At 48.0% G+C, this 18498-nt stretch carries 17 protein-coding genes and 1 pseudogene; 11 read left to right on the top strand and 7 right to left on the bottom strand.

The genetic code is table 11. The annotated features are described in order from the left end of the window. Positions 1-3: 3 nt before the first annotated feature. Genes Q0852_RS19355 through Q0852_RS19330 form a run of 6 tightly spaced genes read right to left on the bottom strand, consistent with a single transcriptional unit; the run spans position 4 to position 9723 of the window. Positions 4-510 (bottom strand): hypothetical protein, encoded by a 507-nt coding sequence (locus Q0852_RS19355; RefSeq protein ID WP_299020976.1) that lies wholly within the window; start codon positions 508-510, stop codon positions 4-6. Positions 511-512: 2 nt separating this feature from the next. After that, a complete protein-coding gene (locus Q0852_RS19350; protein ID WP_299020974.1) occupies positions 513-719 on the bottom strand; it encodes a DUF2997 domain-containing protein in 207 nt (68 codons plus the stop codon). A 15-nt stretch (positions 720-734) separates the two neighbouring features. Next, positions 735-2999: a hypothetical protein gene (locus Q0852_RS19345; RefSeq protein ID WP_299020972.1), complete on the bottom strand. Its 2265-nt coding sequence runs from the start codon at positions 2997-2999 to the stop codon at positions 735-737. Then, positions 2999-4657 (bottom strand): hypothetical protein, encoded by a 1659-nt coding sequence (locus tag Q0852_RS19340; protein ID WP_299020971.1) that lies wholly within the window; start codon positions 4655-4657, stop codon positions 2999-3001. The genes Q0852_RS19345 and Q0852_RS19340 overlap by 1 nt, the downstream gene beginning before the upstream one ends. 29 nt (positions 4658-4686) lie before the next feature. Then, positions 4687-8118 (bottom strand): AAA domain-containing protein, encoded by a 3432-nt coding sequence (locus tag Q0852_RS19335; protein ID WP_299020970.1) that lies wholly within the window; start codon positions 8116-8118, stop codon positions 4687-4689. 15 nt (positions 8119-8133) lie between these two features. Beyond that, positions 8134-9723, bottom strand: coding sequence for an AAA family ATPase (locus Q0852_RS19330; protein ID WP_299020969.1), 1590 nt, complete (start codon positions 9721-9723; stop codon positions 8134-8136). A gap of 180 nt (positions 9724-9903) precedes the next feature. Between Q0852_RS19330 and Q0852_RS19325 the strand changes: the two genes are divergently transcribed. From Q0852_RS19325 to Q0852_RS19285, 9 genes and pseudogenes are all read left to right on the top strand, one after another. Next, complete coding sequence (locus tag Q0852_RS19325; RefSeq protein WP_299020968.1) at positions 9904-10071, top strand: hypothetical protein; 168 nt, start codon at positions 9904-9906, stop codon at positions 10069-10071. 51 nt (positions 10072-10122) lie between these two features. Beyond that, a pseudogene (gene tnpA / locus Q0852_RS19320) lies at positions 10123-10552 on the top strand (IS200/IS605 family transposase). A gap of 203 nt (positions 10553-10755) precedes the next feature. Then, positions 10756-11436 (top strand): hypothetical protein, encoded by a 681-nt coding sequence (locus Q0852_RS19315; RefSeq protein WP_299020967.1) that lies wholly within the window; start codon positions 10756-10758, stop codon positions 11434-11436. A 146-nt stretch (positions 11437-11582) separates the two neighbouring features. Beyond that, the gene (locus tag Q0852_RS19310; protein ID WP_299020966.1) at positions 11583-11921 is read left to right on the top strand and encodes a hypothetical protein; all 339 of its coding nucleotides are present in this window, start codon (positions 11583-11585) and stop codon (positions 11919-11921) included. Positions 11922-11998: 77 nt separating this feature from the next. Further along, entirely contained in the window at positions 11999-12328 is a 330-nt protein-coding gene (traL, locus tag Q0852_RS19305) for a type IV conjugative transfer system protein TraL (RefSeq protein ID WP_299020964.1), read from the top strand. Between the two features lie 27 nt (positions 12329-12355). After that, positions 12356-12988, top strand: coding sequence for a TraE/TraK family type IV conjugative transfer system protein (locus Q0852_RS19300; protein WP_299020962.1), 633 nt, complete (start codon positions 12356-12358; stop codon positions 12986-12988). A gap of 11 nt (positions 12989-12999) precedes the next feature. Next, positions 13000-14121 carry a hypothetical protein gene (locus tag Q0852_RS19295; RefSeq protein WP_299020960.1) on the top strand — a complete coding sequence of 374 codons (1122 nt, stop codon included), beginning with the start codon at positions 13000-13002 and terminating at the stop codon, positions 14119-14121. A gap of 10 nt (positions 14122-14131) precedes the next feature. Beyond that, on the top strand, positions 14132-15496 hold the full coding sequence (locus Q0852_RS19290) for a TrbI/VirB10 family protein (protein WP_299020958.1): 1365 nt from the start codon (positions 14132-14134) through the stop codon (positions 15494-15496). Between the two features lie 9 nt (positions 15497-15505). Then, complete coding sequence (locus Q0852_RS19285) at positions 15506-16072, top strand: hypothetical protein (RefSeq protein WP_299020957.1); 567 nt, start codon at positions 15506-15508, stop codon at positions 16070-16072. Positions 16073-16143: 71 nt separating this feature from the next. Here Q0852_RS19285 and Q0852_RS19280 read toward each other — a convergent pair whose 3' ends face one another. Further along, the gene (locus tag Q0852_RS19280; RefSeq protein ID WP_299020956.1) at positions 16144-16716 is read right to left on the bottom strand and encodes a DUF2913 family protein; all 573 of its coding nucleotides are present in this window, start codon (positions 16714-16716) and stop codon (positions 16144-16146) included. Between the two features lie 306 nt (positions 16717-17022). Here Q0852_RS19280 and Q0852_RS19275 point away from each other — a divergent pair, with 306 nt between their 5' ends. Then, positions 17023-17772, top strand: a complete 750-nt coding sequence (locus Q0852_RS19275) for a hypothetical protein (protein ID WP_299020954.1) — start codon at positions 17023-17025, stop codon at positions 17770-17772. Further along, positions 17762-18490: a TraV family lipoprotein gene (locus Q0852_RS19270; protein ID WP_299020952.1), complete on the top strand. Its 729-nt coding sequence runs from the start codon at positions 17762-17764 to the stop codon at positions 18488-18490. Before Q0852_RS19275 ends, Q0852_RS19270 begins: the two co-directional genes overlap by 11 nt. Positions 18491-18498 lie beyond the last annotated feature (8 nt).

The following is an 18498-nucleotide window of genomic DNA, read 5'->3' as shown; positions in this document are numbered from 1 at the left end:
GAATTACACCGTACGCGTCAGAACCAGCTGGATCTGACCACCTTTTCTGTTTTCCTTTACCGAATACCCTTGAGCCTTGGCTTTTGCGATGGCTTGTTGGCGAGCTGCCTCAATCCGCTCCTTACGCTCTTCTTCAAGACGAATACGCTCCTGCTCGGCCAATTCATCAAGATGCTGCAGGTAAGCAGCATCATAGTGTTTTCCTAGTTCAATTAGAAAACGACTGACAGGTAAATAACGCTTATCAGCAAGTTTTGAGACCAATCTACCGTTATATTCGTCCTGGTCATGTATGAGAATCCAACGCTCTTCTACTTTACGGAAAAACTGCCGTCCATTGTAATCCTGTCGATTGGTAAGAATATCTCCCACGGTAACCCTGTTGCGCTGAGAGAACTCCGAGAGCAATGCTTGATTTACAAGAATCGGCTCAGCATCAACCGCTTCCAGTGCTGCTACCAGTACCGACTCAATCACAAAAGGGGTGCCGGTTTTGATTACTGCGCTCATGTCTACTTCCTTTTGATTTCCTGAATACGGCCTCGCTGAACCGTTTGTTGCTGATGGAATTCGTCTGTTTTCTTCAGGCTGGTAACAGCTCCTTCCAGATTCAGCAATTCATCCAGTGCCTCCAGACAGCTATCTCCTTTAAATCCACTGGTTTTGGCAGTGATACTACCTTCTTCATCGATAGTGATTACTATTTTTTGTTCAGGCATAAACCAGTCTCCCTATTAAGCTGGATCATTTACACAGATAACGGCATTCAGACGCTCCGCGTCTTTGCGCGCTTGCTCTAACTGGTCGGTATCATTAATGACTAACCAACGCTGCTTGCCATCAGCTTTCAGTTCCGCCCCCTCGATTGGCAAGTCTTCCATTGGCCAATCAAATCGGGACTTGGTATTTCCGGATGACTTGAGACCCAATTGTTGCCCAAATTCACGAGTTCCATTATTGGGCTTGTACTCAAAGCGCAAACCATGATTTGTTAAGGCTTGCTCGGCACTTGCCAGTGCTCTTCGTGCCTTATCTACATCGTCATTTGCGGCTTTCAGATCTCGCTCAATCTTTTGTAAAGCTTGTTGATGATCGTTAAATGCACGATTCATTGCCACATAGTGCTTTTTGAAGACCTTTTCCTTGATTGAATGACGCCACTCACCTGCAGCCTCGCAATCCATAGCAAGAAAAGCTGATTTGATGGCAGCGGTAAAGTCTGCACTTGCTTGATGACTGGCGGCCTGTTTTGCCTCTTTGTCTTCGGGCATATCCTTTGGGAGGAACAGCTTAAGCTCAATATCATGTACTTTGAGATTTTTCAGCTGTTCTTCAGAGAGTGATTCAACAGCTTTTTTCCAGCGATGGATGAATGTTTTCTCAGCCTCCGACTGGCTTTGTGGTTTTCCTAAAGCCAGAGATTCAAGTTCAATTTTCTTGGCGTTAGCAACAGACTTGGCGTTATCGCGTTGCTTTTCAAGTTGCTGCTGTTTTTCTTCCCACTGCTGATTTTGCTTAGCCTTGTCCATTTCTGTTGCAGTACTTTGACCGCGAACCTGAACACTCTCAAGCAAAGTTTCAAAACGCTTACTATGCTGTTCTCGTTCAGCTGGGGTTGCCTGTGTTGCTGACCACTGCTTCAATTCTAACAGTTCCTGATTCTGCTTTTTCACCGACTGACCCTGACCCAACAGGAAGCCTTGCAGAAACCCTTTTAGCTTGTCGGCAATATTCGCTTGCTGCTTATCAATGAGTTGCTGTTGATGTTCCAATGCTGACAGCCGCTCTTGCCAATCCTGTTCGGCTTTATCCCAATCAGCATATAACCCATCGGTTTTGGCCTCTTGTGGACAATAAGGCGGGTGAACCATGACCTTATAATCGATTTGATGCGCCAAAAAATCCCGTTGCCAACCGATCTGAGATTGAGCCAATATTTCAGGTTCGTCATTTAGGAAGCTATCAATAGATTGGGTCGAGATAGGCTCCAATTCCTTGTTACGTTGTTGCTCGACCTGCCGAACCAGGTCCGACTGATCAGCAAAACGTAGAGTTTGCTTATCTCCAAATTCTTCGAGCATAACTTTGGACTTATATTGCCAAGCGGCTTCCTCGAGTGCATTCTCATAAGTAGTAACCAGTTGCTGGCTTTGTTGGTCAGACAAGCGTAAACACCAGTTGGTGGCATTAAAATCAGTAGAATCAGGTAGCAGCCAATTGCCTTGTTCAGAGATCAATAACGAAGGAATCGATGTATCGCTCAAAGCCACACCATGTCGGGCCTGAACATCTGGTGAGTTAACCTTAAGCAATAGTAAATATGTGTTTCCTTTCGTACCAAAGTTGGTATGACTGACCCCTTGAATACTTGCAAACGTTTCGTTTAGGCATTCTTTCAAAGTGCCACACAGCTGATGAGAGTGATTGGTAATGATATTTCCATTAGGGTGCGTAGCCTTCTTTTCTGGCTGATTTTGCAGTAGGTATTCGTCTTGGCTATACTCCCAAAACAGTTTGCAGAAACTGCGGAAGCTATCGTCTATTTGTTGTGATTCCAGTTGGATTGCCCAGCTTTGCTCACCAACTACAGTGAATAGCTGATGATTCATCACTAACACTCCCTGAGCGTTATTCGTTGAGTGATCACGCAATATCAAAGCTCCTTTCTGGGAGACGCCTGTACGAACCAGACAACGCCCAGATAAGGCATCAATAGCCATCTGATTTACATTTTTGTCACCTAAAAGAAGATAGATGCGAACCCCACTATCGGCTTTTACCTGTAAAGCCTGAATCAGTTTTTGGTCTCTGATCTGATCAGTTGCGATGACCAATGTGAGAGCAGACTTATTGATCTCTTCTTTTACTCTTTCACTATCAATTCGTAATAAGCCTTCAGAAAAATCACAATCGCTATCCTGCTTTTTAAATAGCGCAGGCAATACCTTCTTGGAATAATCAATGCGGAAATGTTTACATTTTGCTTCAATAACAGCCATTACATAACCTCCGCTGTTTTTTTCTTTTTGTTGATAGTATTTTTTAGATAGTGTGGAAGTTCATCCTCATCCTTGGGTATAAAGCTAGGCGTTCCGTCAACAATAAAGCCGTCATTGTGCTTACAAATAAAATCCAGACCACTGGTGCATTCCCAGCACCATGTATGGGAAGCCCCTATAAACACCCAATAACGACCATGGTTATCACTTTGTTTATCCAAAATATGACGTTCCCAATTTTCGGGCAAATCAGCATCACTACTTCCTCTAGTAGGATTTAGTGTCATCAACAAACCTTCTGCACCTTCCACATAGCTGGCGATGCTATTCAGATTCCTATTTTGTCTGCTGGTATGTACATACCTGTCGGAATAGATCACAGATTGAACTGAGTCACCCGCCGTAAGTTGCCCAATAAGCTCCCTGATATTGAGAACCTCAGAGTTTATCAAGGTAATTGGCAGCCTTTGCTTTTTACTTCGGGATGGTGACAGATCCGCCATAGCCGCCACATGCCAATAGGATTCTGGTTGGCTTTCTCTTCCAAAGCAGTCCAGCAGTTCTTGCCCAGATTTCAAGGTAAGATCGAAATCAGCCATGGCCTCATGATCGAGCCACAGAGACTGTTGTTGGCGAGTATCTGAATCACGGCGGTAGCTTTTCGAATGAAAATGATTCAGCCAGTCTTGATGCCAATGCTCCGCATCAGCGTGATCTCTGGGTTTAATTGGCAAATGAAAAACCAAAGTACTATCGAATGTCCCAAGATCTGTTGACAACCTTGAGATAACGCGGCTGCCCACTTCAAAACGTTGAATCGCTTGTGGATATTGATGAATTTCCTCCAGCGAGACAACCATCCGTTGAGCACTCTCGCTCCAGAACCCATCAAACTTGTTGGCAATCGCCCCCAACACTGTATTCAGATGTTCTTGATAACCACAGATTTGACAATCAAACTTGATAGGTTCTGGCTCTTTCTTTTTCCTGGAAAAAGAAAGAGATTCCAACTGGCCTTTCAGGGAAACCTCTGATTGCTTAAATCCAAGCCGCCATTCCAAACTCAAATGAGCAGACGCTTCTGGCGAACATAGAATCTCCGGTTGCAGTGATACCAGAGTCAGAGACTGCCGAGACGAATTGGTCTTCTGACCACCGTAGATTTCTTCCAGAACATCCACAGTGCAAGTAGCCGAGACCCCAAACTCAGAGTTACGGGCATCAGCTCCGCTCTTCCAGGGCTTGCAATTTGGTTCAAAAAAGGCGGTGTCCCGCTGAATCAGCAAAGGGCGTATACCTAACAAAGGGTCATTATGGGTATACCAGATGTGGTACAGCCCACGCTCCTTCACGTCCACATAACCCGTATCGACAACCTCTTTACCTTTTGGGGTCAGAGATACAGTTTCTGAATCCCACAGCTTTTCCCGTTTAAGGTACTCCATCAAACGAGGAGGCATTGTCTCTGGATTCTGTTGAGTTGCTTTTAGCAGCGATACTAGATCAGCTCTTTTTTGTTTAAACGTCAGTTGCGCAATTACCGGGTAGCGCCTGGCCTCAACCAGACGTTGCAGTGTGATATTCAGACCGGTATTTTTTTTCGGTTTGTTTTCAGCTTCCGGGTGATTGCTGCCAGACGGCTTGCCGTTTTTATTCAACTCATTCGGCAAAGTTCTGTTTTTTTTGTTCATCGTTTTCTGTACCTTCTGGCATTTTTTCCAAAGCCCTTTTCCGCACGGGACACATTACAAGATCGTGCTAGTTTCTTAAGCTCTTCAGTTCTAGACCGTTGGCTGAAATACTCATGATGACCGACTATCACGAGTTGATAACGGGCGCGTGTGATTGAGACATTAAGTCTGTTTGGCGAATCCATAAAACCATCACGGTGTGTGTTGACCATTGATAAAAAGACCAGGTCAGCTTCCTGCCCCTGGAAGTAATCAACGGTTGCCAACTTAATGGATATTCCCTTAAAACTAAAACGGGCGTAACGGTTGTTATTGCCGGGCAATTCTTTTTGCATGGCCTCTCGAAGGGCTTTTTCCTGAGCTTTATAAAAAGTCAGCACAGCCACATCAAAAGCTTCGCCTTTGTCATTTTTCTTCTTATTTTCAGCCCAATTACAAAAAGCTATAAGCTCCTGAATAATAGCCTTGACTTCACTCTTATTCGCATTCCTATAAATATCGCCCTGCACATCTAGCCAGGTATTACGTGTTTTGTAACGGTCATAATCCCAGTCCCGGCCAGGTCGGGACTGACTTCCATCCATTAAAACCCCTTCAGGGTAAAACTGCCTTCGAGGGAAGGCCGAAATATCCGGATGCATCCGGTGTTGATAGCTCAGCGTCGAATGCCTTTGTTCCTTTTCATGGCGGTCAAAGCCCTGATTCAGCGTAGTAGGATCGTCCTTCTTACGCTTGACCAAACCATCCCCCGACAATGCTTCAAGAATCGAGGGAAAAGCAATATTTTTCAGGACATGGATTCGGCCATCAGCATTAACCGACTTGGGAAATAAACGTTCTAACGTGTCAGACAAATAACCGGTTTTCTTCTGGTAGTTCGCCGACTGGCGTAACCAGTATTCCCTCTCCAGGCGCCAGCAGACTTCTTCCGACCACTTGCTCTGGTCAAAACGATCCAACAGCTCTTTATTTATCGTACTAGTATCAGAATAATCTGTTGTCTTGACCCTGAACGGCTTAACTGCAGTTTGCCCAGCAGCTCTATGATGAAAGGCATTGCCAGTGCGCTGCCAATCTGGGTGCAATACCAACATATCATCCGGAATTATTGGCTGTATCTGTGTCATACAGGCTTCATCTACAAAGCAAAGCGAACTGTCATATAGATGCCAAGGCTCTTGCTCCAGTATCGACATATCCGTTAACCAGGAAGATGCCAGCCTTCCCACGCGTCCCTTTTGAACCAGCAAAATACGGTCAAGTCCTTTAGCCAGGTTTTTCTCACTATTACGCGCACTAATCTCATCATCCAGAGCCTGTAATATGCCAGTAGTAACAGGAACCAACATAGGCTGCCGATAAAGCTCATCTCGAGTAGAGTTTCCTCTTAACTCTTCCAACAAATAACAAGCTTGCTGTACAGACTTAGAGAGCGTTTGGGCTGGTCTTTTACCTTTTGGTGGCACCAACATTAGATTGTCTAGGTTAGCGACGATCTGCTCACGATCAGTAAAAGGCGATAGCTGACGCACATCCCCCACCAGAACCCAGCGTTTGGCAAAGCGAGCCGGCACCAGAAATTCCTGAAAGGTAGTTTTACTGCATTCATCTATTATCATCACATCAAACGGCGGTTCACCACGATCTAGGGTCACTTCCCGTTCGTTAAACAGCCGCAAGATACCAATCGTTGTACCACATACCAGGTTAGAAGAATCTACCATTAGCTGATGACTGAAATCGTCACAGTTGGATCCTTTCCTTAGCTGTTGATAAAGATTATCAAAGTGAAAGCCTTCAACCCCGGTGGCATTACTTCCTTTACCAATACGGAGTGGAAAGATACGACCTCTCAAAGTTGGGTTTTCCTGAATCCTTTCCAGAACGTTATTTATCGCGGCATGTGTAGATGCCGAAAGCAGCACTCTTTTGCCTTGCATAACCAGTTGAATAATCAGTTCAAGAATTGTCGTGGTTTTACCTGTTCCCGGAGGTCCATCGAGAATAGCAAAGTCAGGAGTGGCTAACGCCTTCGTCACGAACTCGCGCTGACAATCACAGCCATCAAAATCCGGATTGGTCAGTACCTGCCACTCAATATTTGTCTCAGGCTGAATATCTTTCCAACGCTTTTTTTGTCGATCCTGTAACAGGTGTATTAGAGGTGCATGCCCAACAGCAGGACGTGCCATCAAATCATTAATTGCAGCTTTTTGCTTTCTTAATTGTGAAGTATCAACACTGACGCGAATTTCCCCAGTTTCCCCTTGTTTCGATGGATATTCGCTCCGCCAGTTTTTTTGTTCACCAACAATTCGCGCCAGTAAGATCTGTCGTTCATCAAAACGGGATTTTAAGATCCGAAAGCTATTTTGCTTGTTATCCAGTATCTTAATGTTATCGCCGAAGAAATGATCCAGTTCAGACTTACCGGTATCATCACCAGAGTCCTTTTCAATTAACTGAATCCACTTCTCGTCAATATTGTCTTTGCTAACACTGAACGAAAGAGCCGGATACCGAGCGCACAGCATCTCCGAGTTGTTATCGATGGAAGCAACTCGTGTATCTCTCGCTTCCAATGTCAGGCCATCCTTGTCTGTCTCAAGTCCCCACTGTTCTCGACTCAATGAATTGTCATTCAAAGTCAGGTAGTCAGGCGTTAATTCCCTTAGCAACACGGCTGTCAGATCTTCTATCTGATGAGATTCCAGTTCCGGCTTTTGGGTCGCAAACAACAGCCAGCCATTATCTTTGAGTTGTGGTGAATAGCTTTTGATTTGCTTTTTATCCAGCGAAGAAAGCAGCTTGAATCTTGTGTTCTGTCCATTAATCGACAGCGTACTTTGGTGGTAAACCTGACCCTGCAATCGAATCAGATTTCTATCAATAGATTTAACCGGACAAACGTGACCATCAATATGCACTTCTGCCAGTTCGCCTAGTGGCGCAGACAGCGGGCGAATCAACAGCTGGTAGCCACTCCACTGAATAACACTTGCTTCACCAAGCTCAGGCAGATAAAGCTTATACTGCCCATTGGCTGATTGGTAATCCTCTTCAGTCAGGGAAAAACGCTGACGATTAGCCCCCTTGCCGACAATCACTGGGTCATCGATCTCAGGGATAAAATCCTCATTCAGCGGGGTTTCATCCTCTTCGCAGAGAATTTCATACCAGCCTTCCTCGCCAGAGGTGATTTCGATTTCACTGATTGGAATAATCTGGTAAATCCGTTTGTTCGAGACTAATCGGTAACGCCGATCAACAACTGGCTTCCATTCACAGCTAACTTCTTTGTTTTCCAGTGCCTTGATACTGTTATTAAGGTAGTGTACGAACGGCATCAAAACCTGATTGGTTTGGTACGCCAGTTCAGACGCAGTGAAACCGTTGCCCTCTAGGGCGGTAAAAAAAGGGTTATCCATATGATTTCAGCTCTATCAGATAAAAGGGTTTTCGCCTTCTTGTTTCAGTCGAGGCTTTTTACTGGCCGTTTTCTCCAGCGCTTCGGGTTCTGATGAGCTGGCCGCAACCGCACGACCTTGAGCCCACTGACGAGTTCGGCTGATCATTTCTTCCATGGTTTGGGAAAGCGGTGTCGTCGCCAGGATGGCGGTGAGAATATCGTCTTTGTTCAGCTGATGGCCTTCATCAAAAGCAAGGAACATGGCTTCCTTGACCGCCTCTTCCAACTCGGCACCAGTGAAACCTTTGCTGTTAGCGGCCAATTCATCAAGGTCCTCTTCAGAAAAGTCGTCCAGCCGATCCCTGCGTTTAAGGTGAATCGAGAGAATTTCCTTGCGGTCTTGCTGCACTGGAAGATCAACGAAGAAGATTTCATCGACCCGACCTTTACGCAGCAGCTCTGGCGGTAGTTGGGCTATATGGTTTGCAGTGGCAACCACAAATACCGGCTTTTCCTTTTCCTGCATCCAGGTCAAAAAACTTCCGAGTACACGGGCGGTGGTTCCACCATCAGTCGAGCCAGAGCTTTGCATGCCTGAAAGACCTTTTTCGATTTCATCCACCCAAAGAATGCTTGGCGAAAGAGCTTCCGCCATTTGCAAGGCTGAACGCATATTGGCTTCTGACTGACCAACAATACCGCCGTAGATTTTTCCCATATCCAACCTCAACAGCGGCAGCTGCCAGGCATTTGCAACAGCTTTGGATGCGAGGCTTTTACCTGTACCTGGTAAACCAAGTAGCAAGACGCCGCGCGGGGTTTCAAGTCCAAAAGCACGAGCATCCGAGGTAAAGGCCTGACGTCGACGGTGAAGCCAGGACTTTAGGTTATCTAAACCGCCAATATCATCTAGTGTGGCTTTGGGGTGAAAGTACTCGAGATGACCACATTTACGGATGACTTGCTCTTTTTCTTTTACAATGAAAGGAATTTCAGATTCTGTCAGCCGTTTGTATTCGCATGCTGCTTTGGAAAATGCAAGTTGGGCTTCACTGGTCGACAAACCTAATGCGGCTTCAAGCAAGCTGGATGATTCCTGATAATCGCGATCATCAATGTCGTAACGTTGCTTTGCCTGTTGCATGATTTTGCATAGATCGTCGATATCCGGTAATGGCATTTCCAAAACCTGAACGTCTTTTTCCAGTTCTGGCGGCAATAAAGGTATTGGCTGACATAGAACAACAGAACAACCGGTAATTTCACGTGTAGCAACAGCTATAGCAAACGCACGCAGCCGGCTAATCAAAGCATGATCTGCAGATGTCAGATAATGATGAAAGTCTTCCAGCAACAAAATGAAACCATCTCGGTCTTCATCCTTGCTGTATTCAAGCAACCAGTCCAGTACCTCGTGAGGCTGTTCGCAGTCATCGCAATCATCCCAGATTCCATCCTTGTACTGACGCAAACCCTGTGGGCTGTTCCAAACGAACAAATTACGCTCTAGTGCTTCAGACGTACGAGAACAAGCAGCCCGTATACGTAAGGTTTCATGACTAATGACCTGATTAAGTGCCGCCGATGATTGAATATTAATTGTAAGCTTCTTGGAAAAATCCATTCATTGATCCATAGGTAAAAACGATGTTCAATAATTGAGATGCATTATAAGCGATATGATTTGTATTATAAATTTTTGTATAAAATATGCTTAGTTTCTATACTCATATAGGTAATCATCCATAAAATACCAGCATCCAATAGTAGAATTTCCTCGAATGAGAACAGCAGGAGGTTCTTCATGAAGAGTCACCATTCACGGATACACTCTCAAGTTAACAACAGATGGCACACCCGTGACAAAACTGTACGCAACCATGGCATGAACGATGTGAGTTTTATAGGTGACATGGATACACCACTCATGGCTCAGGTTAATGAGCTTGAAGATAAATACTGGAACTTGTAAAAATGTATACCATGCAAGGAACGCTTTATTTATTAAATTTGCAGAAGTAAAGTGAATGCACATAACAAAGAGCCATTAAGTGGCTACCTCAAAAAACGGCATAGCGTGAGTAAACTTGTCGTCCACTTGGTGTTTACTACCAAGTACAGACTGTAAGCTATTCGATGGCATGATGATTGAGCAACTGCGAGAGGCTTTCGAGTCAGCCTGTAATAAATTGGAGTGCGAGCTGATCGAGATGGACAGAGAACAAGACCACTTACACCTCCTTGTCGCTTACCCGCCAAAGCTATCAACCAGTGTCATGGTGAATAACTTGAAATCAGTCTCATCAAGAATGCTGATGCTACAAAAAACACACCTACCACGGCAAAGCAAAAGTGCTGCTTTATGGTCACGATCTTACTTCGCCTGCAGTGCGGGAGGGGCTACTATAGAAACCCTTTGGGCTTATATGGAAAGCCAGTTAACACCGGATTAAAGCGCTTCACGCTTTCGCCTTGTATCCCCGCTCTAAGATTGGGCGAGGGTTTATGGCGATTTACTCCTAAATATCGCCTCACTAATCGGGTGTCCCACGGTGCTGGTGGACTAGAGTAGTCCAGACCAATACAGAAGGGATGACGTATGGAATTCTTTATCGCCCCGGTCTGCACCCAGGCCGACATCACTGCTCTGTCGTACATGCACGACAATATCGGGTTATTCAACCAAAGCAGTGAGTACCAGATATCCAAGCCACAGTATTTCGTCTCCAGCCACGCGCCATGTAGTGAGTTTATCGCCAGTCCTGCTTCTGGCCACCGCGAGACCTATGCCCTGTTTGCCGTTAACAATCGGGAAATCATCGAGCGATTCGAATCCGACTTTGGCCTCTGCGAACCCTTGATTGCGCTTGCGCAGTGTGACCTATGGTTCAAGGATTTCATTACTGCAATCGGCGATGGTGATCAGGCCAACCAGGATAGCGAACATACCATTGCCTTCTGCCCGCCTGATTCGCTAACCCTGCCTGAGGGTAAACTGCAGCTCACCGTTCGCAACCCCCTCATGCCCCGCGGGGTCAGGGCCAGACTGCAACAGGTTAACGGCCCCGTTCATGTGGTTATCGATACGATGGCGGTGCCTATCGTCATGCTGTTCGAAGGTCGAAGCGTTATTGATTTCGAGCACATCCCGCTGTCAGGCCGCCCCCACTTTATGACAGTGTCACTCAGCGACGAGCAGTGGGTGCAGCTGGAATCCAGCCCCGGTTACCAGCATTACCTGGCCGTTCAGCTGGGCCTGCAGATGGAATCGGCCTTAGAGCCTCACACCATAAATAACGCCAGCGTAACAGGCACAGAAAATCAAAAATCACATTAATTTTGCGAAATGGGCTCGTTAATTGGGTGGCAGCGAACTTGAAGGGGCGATGATTAAGAGGCTTATTGATGTCGTTGAGTTGAGTGTTATCTAAGTGTTGATGCGGCTGATTATATATACAGAAATCACCATGTAAGGACGCAGCTATGTATACCTCAAACCTTTTTAGCAACATCAAATCTGCAATGACTGCAAACAAAGTAGGAACTCTGATGCTATTTGCCATGGCATTTATCTTTGGCGCCATGGAAGCCACAGCCGGTGCTGGTGGTGCTGCGTTCCAAGGCACCTATGACATGTTTGCCGAAATGGCAAACGGCTACCCAGGCCAGATCGTCGCGTTCCTCACCGTTTGTGGTGTGCTTTTCTTCTCCATCGTGCGTCCAAACCTCATTGGTTTGGGTGGTTCGGTCATCATCATGGTCGTGCTGGCACAGCTCACCGGGATTATCTCCGGCATGTTGGATGCTGGCCTGCCGGTCTAAGGAAAGCAAGGAGGTAGTCAAAGGTCTGGGGCGAAGTTATTCGCCCCTTCTTTTAACCAGTCAGTGAGGGACCTCAGATGGCAAAAAATGACATCAACGAGAACCATGTTCATGTGCTTCCGGAGAACCAGACCTTTATTCCAATGCGGATCAACGACAAGCAAATGATCCTCGGAATGGAAGTGGACTCTTTCGGCGTACTGATGATAGCGATGGTTATCGGCAACTTCACTCAAACCATTCTGTTTTCGTTGGGAGTGGGGGCAATTCTGGTGGCATGCAATTTCTACATAAAATCCAATTACCCGAAAGGCCGACTGGCCCACATCCTGTGGTGGCGCGGTATTTATGTCCCCAAAGAAACGCTCCGCTTTCCCGATTGTTTTAAACGCACCTTTTATCGATAACCGGTTAATTGCGTTTCTGGAGGCTCTATGTCCATAACCGAGACTGTCAAAGAAAAACTCTTGCCCAGCGATGTACAAAGAAGCTGGACGGCAGCAGTCGATCACAGTCTGCGCGTGACTATCGCACTGATCGTTGCTCTTTTTGTCATTGCTGTCCTGGCTCTCAAAATACTCACGACCAAACCGGTAACCATTGTGATCCCACCACAGCTCTCCGAAGAAATCGCCATCGTCGGCAACAAGGCTGATGAAAGTTACAAAAAATTGTGGGGGATCCATATCGCCAGTATTCTGGGCAATGCCTCCGAGCGAACCCTGGAAGTCGTACTCGATGCCATGAAGCCGATGGTGCCCATCGAAGACTATGACGAGATGGCCGCCCAGCTGCAGGCCCATGTCAAAGCGCTGGCCCTGCGTGGTCAGACACAGACATTCACCCCTATCGACACCTACTACGATCCTCGCAAAGACATCATGTATATCTACGGCGAGCGACAACTAATTTCGCGCAAAAAGGCAGATAAGAAGAATCCCCTCAAGCCGGTTCGCTGGACCTACGAAATGACCGTGGAAAGTGCCGGCGGAACACCAAGCCTGACGTACATCGACCAGTACGAAGGTGCGCCGAATATCGACAGAAACCGTTTAGAAAGAAAATAGGAGCCGACATCATGCAAAAGTTTCTTCTTACTGGCTGCATGTTGTTCGCTACAGCATCAGCATTTGCCCAAAAAAGCTATGAGCTCCCGGTTACCCCGATTGGTGAAACCCGCGTGGTCAGCAACGACAAGAACGTAGATGAGCTCATGCAGCAAGTGGTCAGCAACCTGCCGGTCGAAAAGCAACAGAAGCTGGGTAAATTTGCCCCAAAGGACAACCCTGCCAACTTCCAGCCAGCTGTTGATAGTTATGGGATGCAGGTGCAAACCGCTGACCAGCGAACCACTGCCCCACCCCAACCAACTGCGTTTGAACGAATGACTCAACAAATGAAGAGCAAGTTCAAGCCGGTGCAGAAGTACAACTTGCGTGCCGGAGAGAATGTTACCCTGCCCGCGGCCAAATTCATTATGAACTCGGTCAAAACCAACTTCCGTGAGGTTGAAGTTCGTACCAGCGATCCTAACGTAGCCATCAAGGTAGAAGGTAGCTATCTCTACTTCACCACGCAAAACGATGCACCCTTCGGTCTTATCATCCACGAAAAAGGGGTGCCTGAAACCCAGGTTAACCTCTCGGTCTGGCCCCTCAATGTCCTGGCAACCATGGTGGAGGTCAATGTCCGACTCGACAGAAAGACCCGGACAAAAGTAGCCAGTCTGCACCGCGACTTAGAGCAGGATAAACTTGCGCAGGAAGCCCGTATCCGTGATAAGGAAAATGAGCTCCTGATTGCCAGCGATCCCAAAGTGAGTGCCTCACCCTATGAAGCACGGATCAATGACCTGTTTAGCCAGGTCGGCGGCAACGCCACACCGAAGGGATTCGATCTGGTTATGAACGTACCCACCAGCGCCAAATACCCCTGCCGTTTCGAGGCTAAAAGTGTAACCAAGCAGCGGTTAGTCTCCTCGCGCCGAATCATCGACATCGTGCTGGTAACCAACCCGCACAAGCGTAAGGTCGTTCTGCGTGAAGAGCAGTGCTGGATCGATGACGATGTGATTGCGACCGGGATATTAAACAAGGCAACGCTTAAGCCTGGGGAGAAGACCGAGGTTTATGTCATGCGTGACAGACTCTATTTCGAACGTCTCCAACAACGCCGTCAGCGCCCGTCACTGTTAAATTAAGGATGCCAGCATGAATAATCTCAAAGACCAATTTGACGAGCTGTGGGGAGACAGGAAAAAACGTATCGGCGTCCTGATGGCCGCGGCCGCGGGCTTCGGTATTATTGCCGTCCCGTATATCAAACCCTCAATGCCGGTATCAACAGGTAAAAGCGACGCGATTCAAAAAGTGTTTTTCCCAACTGATACCGACATAGTCCTAGAGCGAAACGAGCTGGAGCATGTAACTGATGCCTTCAAATCCATTTCCGAAATGGAGCGTCGGGGCCAGACACAGACAAAGAATATCGCCATGGACTCCGTCCTTCTCGAACTCGACGACCTACGGACAAAAGTCGAGAGCCAGGAGCAGGAACTGTCGCAGTGGGTATCAGGCCAGAAGCGCTTTAACCAACAACGCGACCCGCTGTATCCGAAGCGTCAGCCGACCAATCAACGCCAGCCAACATACCAGCAGACGGGCGGCAACGCGGCTGACAATAATGTGGCTCGGCCAGAAAGCACGGTATCCGCACCGCAACAGTCGCCAGCACCTCAACCGGCAGGGATCCGTACCATCAACGCCGATAATTACATTATCGCTCTAAGCAACGGACAGATTCAGCGGCTTGGTGATCCCCTGACACTGGCCAATGTCAGCGGGAATCAAACAGCCGATCAGGAAAAAATTGCCCTCGATGAAAAGGAGCGCGAGCTGGACAATAAGCTCGATGCATTGGCCACAACGGAAGAGACAAAGGGCTATTCCATCACCTTGCCGTCTACGTCACTGCTAACCGGTGTACTCCTGTCAGGGATGCAGGCACCGACAAGCATTGGCTCCAAGCGTGAACCATTGCCGGCAACCATTCGCTTCAAGGTCGATGCGCTGTTACCAAACAATTACCGGGTGGATTTGAGGGATTGCCAGGGCCATGTCAGTGCCATCGGGTCACTGAGCGACTCCCGTACCTATATGCGGCTTGAAACTATCGTCTGCATCGACGAAGAAGGCCTGATTGCCGAAGCATCGGCCAAAGGGTATGCCACCGGCGGGGACGGACAGGCTGGCATCCCCGGTATCCTTGTGACTCGTAACGGAGACGTTCTGAAAGGCTCACTGTGGGCTGGCCTGTTCTCCGGCCTTGCCGAAGGCATTGCCCCGCAGCGCGTCGTGGGTATCGATGTCGTCGGGGATGACAGCGGTGGTTATCAGGTGCCTGACCTTGGCACCATGGGGGCCTCTGCAGCCCTGACCGGCGCCTCCAGTTCTCTCGACAGGCTATCGGAATACTATGTAAAAATGCTGGAAGAAATCTGGCCAACCGTCGATGTACCCGCGATGCAGGAAGTCTCTTTCTTCCTGCAAGCCCCACTAACACTGCAATTTCAATAGAGGTAAATTATGAGCGAGCAAGGCAAAGCAACATCAGACTCAGCCATAAACTCTGAAGCCATTAACGCTGAGCCGACGGCCGAGCATGGTAACGGCAGTCCACTATCGTCGCAGCCCGACAATAACCCGACTAAAGAAATCTGCAACCAAATCCAGGCCGAATCAGATAGCAAACGTGACCGCCAGATGTTCGGGAAACAGTCCCCCAGCCCGCGCAAAACTCAAAGCGGGTGGTTTGAGGCAGTGTTCAACTATGGCCTGATGATCCTGATAGTTGTTTTTGCCATCACGGTTTATCACTACTTCTTTGTACCGAAGCAGGACACCAGCAACGAGGTCAAACTGGCCGTCATTTCGCTGGAAGAGAATGTCATGCATGTCCGCTCACAGGGTGGCAGCGACAAGGACGTGATCAGGTACAACGAGACTGTTATCGCCATGCTCAACCAGCAGGGCTATCTGGTATTAGACAGCAGCACCGTACACGGCAAGATCCCGGCAGAATACACGCCGCCAAAAATCAATATCAACAGCCTCACTCAATACAATGCTGGCACTAAAACCGCTCATCAATAACCTGTCAGAGCCTGCTCAGCATTGAGCGGGCTCTGTTCAAAAGATAAAAGGGATACAATTAATCAATCAAGTTACAACCGGAACAACTCAACCCTCAGGTGATTGTCGTCTTCGTATGCAACAACAGATTGAAAATGAGTAGCTCGATCTATAACTGCTGAAAACACCTCTTTGTGTTCAGAGCTTCCGATGAAAAGTATCTGGGTGGATTTGATCATCAAACCATCATCATCAAAGCTCGACTTTAAATCCTCATCAACCACACAAACCAATACCTTGCCATATCGAGCAGACAGGTCGATATCGTGGGCCCGCGAATATTGGGCTTTGGTTCTCAGCTTCGATTCTATTTCCCCAATGAGTCCGACAAAACGGAACAAGTCGGTTGAGCAGGTCTGCTGCAGGTGAGCAAGCTCCGTATCAAGTATGGATTCCAGGTCGGCGTCTGACTGGCGTCCAAGCGATATCCAATGCCTGGCCGACTTCTTAACAGGCCTATATCGATTAGCTTTGGCTACACGTTTAAGGTACTTAACAAGGTGGTTATTCCTTTCAGCTAAGGTCAGGGGTTTATCCAGTTTTTTAAATTCGAGGTGTAGTAAAGCATTAGTGCTAACATCAAGTAATAGCTGGGAGTGGTTCATTCGGTTAACAGTTTGGTGCTGGTATTACTTGGTATCATACTCTTATTGACATCAGAAAATAGCCTCGTCCCTACTCTTCTTTCAAGAAACGCCCTCTTGATGCGTTTCTGGCTAAAATGTTTTAATCAGGAATACACAAGCCTGACGAATGTTCGACACCGACTCTCCCTCTATTAATCAGCCATGCGCTGTCGTATTCGAATAATACCCAAACAGCAAATTCCTTATTAACTCACCAAAAACGCCTGCTTAATGGGGTTTGGATCGCCTTGAAACATCCACACTGTGGACTATCAAGGAGGCGATATGCGTTTTAAGTCAGTGTTATTCGGTTTAATGTTTCCAATAGCGGTAATGGCCAATCCCCCCTCGCCGCTCTCCAACATGCCCAAGGTATCCGACAGGTATGAGCTGAATATCGACAAGCTCATCATGCTTGAGTTGGAAGATGGCACCTTTATGCTGGCGACTGGCGATGGCAAGTTCGTGATCCGAAATGCCACCCTGTTCTCAACCCTCAAGGCAGCCAATATCAATTCTGTCGCCGAACTCAAACGGGCAGACCAGACCACGATGCACGAAATCGGTATCGAGCCAGAAACCGACCTGACAGGTTATGAACTTAACCCGATGGCGAGCCAATACGGTGGGACTCTGTTCGCCTCACCATCGTGTGCCAGCTGCAAAACACTTATCGATACCCTTGTTACCAAGCACCGGGACAAACGGTTTAAAGTCGTCGTCGCCCCTATCCTCTCTGAAGGAGAATTCCGTGAAACCATCCTTGCCAACTGTGCCGCAGACCCAGGTAAAGCCCTGCAGGCAGTGATGGCCGGACAGTGGAGCAAGCACCGCTTCCCGCCCACCAGCCGGGATAACTGCCAGGCGGCCGCCAAAGCTATCAATCTCAACATCGCAGCACTTCAGATGTTAATTAATGACCGCATGGGCGTACCTGCCCTCATCAATAACGACGGTGCCAGGATGATGGGGCTCCCCAGCTCCGACACCGCACTGGAAATCTTTATCAAAGGAAGCAGAAAAAATGAAGGGTAAGACATTACTTAGCCTGCTCGCGGTCAGTACCATGGCCAGCTTATCAGGCTGTGCCACCGTCGTCGGCGAGGAGCAGGCCACCTGCCCCGGTGCCCAATCCGGGGTTATCTGTGCCTCAAGCCGTGAAGTGTACGAGCTAACCAACACCTACAACAATGCCGAAGAGTATGCCGCCGCAACCGGTGACGGTCGGGTCGTGACCATCAACAACGACGGTGAGCAGGTCTCGTTGGCCAGTAATAACCAGGGGGAACCTTCGGCAGTATCGGAAACTGGCTATCAGGGCGAACCGGTGCCTCAGTGGACTGAAGAATCAGCCTACCACCAGCAGCTGTTGCCTCCACCGGAGCCCCTGGCCATGCGCAAACCAGCATCCATCGTCCGCGTCCTGGCCCGACCCTATGCAACGGATGCCGATACCCTGAAGGTCCCGGGCTATGCCTACATCGAAGCCAAATCACGTACCTGGGTAATCGATCGCAATGCCCATATCGACAATGCCCAGTTCACCTCCCTCAAGCTTCGGCGCGAGTCTATCCAGCAGGACTACAACCCTGATGACAGCGGCGAAATTGGTGTCAATAACCGAGACGGAAGTGCTGCAAGTCCGGCGCCGACCAACAACCAGCTACAAACCCAAGGCCGGGCAAACGCCGTTGAGCTAATCAACCAGCTTAACGGCAGTGGGAAGGGTGGATCTCCCTTCTATGGCAAATAGGAGGCACC

Source organism: uncultured Photobacterium sp., assembly GCF_947502415.1.
Lineage (GTDB): Bacteria > Pseudomonadota > Gammaproteobacteria > Enterobacterales > Vibrionaceae > Photobacterium.
Note: the sequence above shows the minus strand (reverse complement) of the source record. Positions and strands in the feature narration are given on the sequence as shown.

Excerpts from the sequence above, each read along its gene's own strand:
- Q0852_RS19355 (WP_299020976.1), bottom strand. The coding sequence starts at position 510 with ATGAGCGCAGTAATCAAAACCGGCACCCCTTTTGTGATTGAGTCGGTA.
- Q0852_RS19350 (WP_299020974.1), bottom strand. The coding sequence starts at position 719 with ATGCCTGAACAAAAAATAGTAATCACTATCGATGAAGAAGGTAGTATC.
- Q0852_RS19345 (WP_299020972.1), bottom strand. The coding sequence starts at position 2,999 with ATGGCTGTTATTGAAGCAAAATGTAAACATTTCCGCATTGATTATTCC.
- Q0852_RS19335 (WP_299020970.1), bottom strand. The coding sequence starts at position 8,118 with ATGGATAACCCTTTTTTTACCGCCCTAGAGGGCAACGGTTTCACTGCG.
- Q0852_RS19330 (WP_299020969.1), bottom strand. The coding sequence starts at position 9,723 with ATGGATTTTTCCAAGAAGCTTACAATTAATATTCAATCATCGGCGGCA.
- Q0852_RS19325 (WP_299020968.1), top strand. The coding sequence starts at position 9,904 with ATGAAGAGTCACCATTCACGGATACACTCTCAAGTTAACAACAGATGG.
- Q0852_RS19315 (WP_299020967.1), top strand. The coding sequence starts at position 10,756 with ATGCACGACAATATCGGGTTATTCAACCAAAGCAGTGAGTACCAGATA.
- Q0852_RS19310 (WP_299020966.1), top strand. The coding sequence starts at position 11,583 with ATGTATACCTCAAACCTTTTTAGCAACATCAAATCTGCAATGACTGCA.
- traL (WP_299020964.1), top strand. The coding sequence starts at position 11,999 with ATGGCAAAAAATGACATCAACGAGAACCATGTTCATGTGCTTCCGGAG.
- Q0852_RS19300 (WP_299020962.1), top strand. The coding sequence starts at position 12,356 with ATGTCCATAACCGAGACTGTCAAAGAAAAACTCTTGCCCAGCGATGTA.
- Q0852_RS19295 (WP_299020960.1), top strand. The coding sequence starts at position 13,000 with ATGCAAAAGTTTCTTCTTACTGGCTGCATGTTGTTCGCTACAGCATCA.
- Q0852_RS19290 (WP_299020958.1), top strand. The coding sequence starts at position 14,132 with ATGAATAATCTCAAAGACCAATTTGACGAGCTGTGGGGAGACAGGAAA.
- Q0852_RS19285 (WP_299020957.1), top strand. The coding sequence starts at position 15,506 with ATGAGCGAGCAAGGCAAAGCAACATCAGACTCAGCCATAAACTCTGAA.
- Q0852_RS19280 (WP_299020956.1), bottom strand. The coding sequence starts at position 16,716 with ATGAACCACTCCCAGCTATTACTTGATGTTAGCACTAATGCTTTACTA.
- Q0852_RS19275 (WP_299020954.1), top strand. The coding sequence starts at position 17,023 with ATGCGTTTTAAGTCAGTGTTATTCGGTTTAATGTTTCCAATAGCGGTA.
- Q0852_RS19270 (WP_299020952.1), top strand. The coding sequence starts at position 17,762 with ATGAAGGGTAAGACATTACTTAGCCTGCTCGCGGTCAGTACCATGGCC.